Here is a 2240-nt window from a genome sequence, read left to right as displayed (position 1 = left end):
ACTGGAAAAACAAAATATTAGATGCTGTTGGAGAAAATGGTCAGGTAATTATTGAAGTCATACCCGAATTATCAAGAATTATTGGCGAACAACCACCAGCTATAGAATTATCAGGAACGGCGGCAGAAAATAGATTTAATTTATTATTTCAAAAATTCACCCAAGTCTTTACCAGTGCTGAACATCCAGTGGTGATGTTTTTAGACGATCTGCAATGGGCAGATTTGGCATCGCTGAAGTTAATGGAGCTTTTAATGGCTGATACGAGTTATCTTTTGTTAATTGGTGCGTACCGCGATAACGAAGTTAATCCAGCACATCCATTAATTTTAACCTTGAGTGAGATTCAAAAAAACCAAGCAACGATTAATACGATTACTTTAGAGCCATTGAGTCAAGTCAAAGTAAATCAATTAGTTGCTGACACACTGAAATGTCCAGAAACTTTGGCATTACCTCTTTCTCAATTAATCTCTCAAAAAACTCAAGGAAATCCGTTTTTCGCTACCCAGTTTCTCAAAGCATTACATCAAGATCGACTGATTCAATTCACCCCTCCAACTCCCCCCGATCGAGCCGGGGGATGGCAATGTGACATTGCACAAGTGAACCAGCAAGCAGTTACAGAGGATGTTGTGGCCTTTATGGGTTTTCAATTGCGAAAACTACCGCCATCAACTCAACAGATATTGCAGTTAGCAGCTTGTATTGGCAATCAGTTCGATCTCTCAACTTTGGCAATTGTTTCAGAAAAATCAGAAATTGAAACGTCGGCGGATTTATGGAAAGCATTACAAGAAGGCTTGATTTTGCCGATTGGCGATGTTTATAAGTTTTATCAGGGAGAAGGAAATGAGAGATTGGTAGTGTCAAATGAAAATACTACTAAACAAATAGCCAAGTATCGATTTTTACATGACCGAGTACAACAAGCTGCTTATTCCCTGATTCCCGACGAACACAAAACAGCAACTCATCTAAAAATTGGACAATTACTTCAACAAAAGTTGTCCGAGTTAGAGCAAGAGGAAAAACTGTTCGATCTGGTCGGGCATTTGAATTTAGGAAGTGAGTTAATTACTCAACCGCAAGAACGAGAAGCCTTAGCTCAACTTAACTTAAAAGCGGGACAGAAAGCCAGAAATTCTACAGCATACACTGCGGCAAGAGCTTATCTGCAAAAAGGGATTGAGTTACTGACAGCTAACTGCTGGCAAGAGCAATATAAATTGGCTCTGAATCTCCATGTTGCTGCTACGGAAGCTGCTTATTTGAATGCCGATTTTGATGGTATGGAAAAAATAGCAGCACTGGTGTTACAAAAAGCTGAGACGATTTTAGACCAAGTTAAAATTTACCAAATTCAAATCGTCGCCCAGACAGCCCAGGGCAACATATTAGAAGCTATTGCAGTCGGAAGAGATGCACTCTTTCAATTGGGGATTGAACTCCCAATTGCACCTGACGAAGCCAAAATTGCTAAAGCGCTGCAAACCGTAGCTAGTCTTCAAGGTGATAGAGGGATTGAGGAATTAGTCGATCTACCTGTAATGAGCGATTGCCAGACTCAGGCAGCTATGCAACTCTTAGGATTATTATTTTCACCGATTCTACAGGCAATGCCGGGATTACTACCTATACTGAGTGCAACGATGGTGAGTTTATCACTCCAGTTTGGCAATGCACCAGCCTCGACTGTGGGGTATGCGATTCACAGTATGGTGTTGTGTGCTTTTTTGGGAGAAGTGAAAACAGGCTATAGCTTTGGGCGATTAGCAATAAACTTGCTGCATCGATTTAATGTCGGGGAATTCAAATGTAAAGTTCTACTGCTGTTTTCGGCCTGGGCTCAACATCATCAAGAATCGCTCAGGGTAACAATACTGACGATGAAAGATGGCTATGCAACTGGTATAGAAACTGGTGATTTTCTCAACGCTGGCTATAACTCGCTTAATTACTTTATTGCCAAACTTTTTGCGGGGTTAGAACTGGATATTTGGCAACAGGAAATAGCAGATTACAGGGCTGTCTTAGTGCAGATAAAACAACATTCTGCCCTGACTTATTGGGATATGACGCAGCAAACTGTACATAACTTGAAGGAAGCCCGGATTGTGTCAGATTGCTTAGTTGGCAGTGCCTATGATGAAACGCTGATGATTCCTAAGCACCATCAGGACAAGGATCTCACAGCGATCGCTATTGCTTACACTTACAAACTGATGCTGGCATACTTT

The 2240-nt window shown here is 41.1% G+C and carries 1 protein-coding gene; it reads left to right on the top strand.

What is annotated here, in order from left to right; translation table 11 throughout:
* Window positions 1-2240: AAA family ATPase (locus H6S82_RS30015; RefSeq protein WP_191057232.1), on the top strand; the 2240-nt coding region annotated here is incomplete at both ends.

Origin of the sequence: Planktothrix sp. FACHB-1355, from assembly GCF_014748295.1 — a bacterium.
Taxonomy (GTDB): domain Bacteria; phylum Cyanobacteriota; class Cyanobacteriia; order Cyanobacteriales; family Aerosakkonemataceae; genus Aerosakkonema; species Aerosakkonema funiforme_A.
The sequence above is the reverse complement of the archived record's forward strand: the minus strand, read 5'-3'. Positions and strand labels throughout refer to the sequence as shown.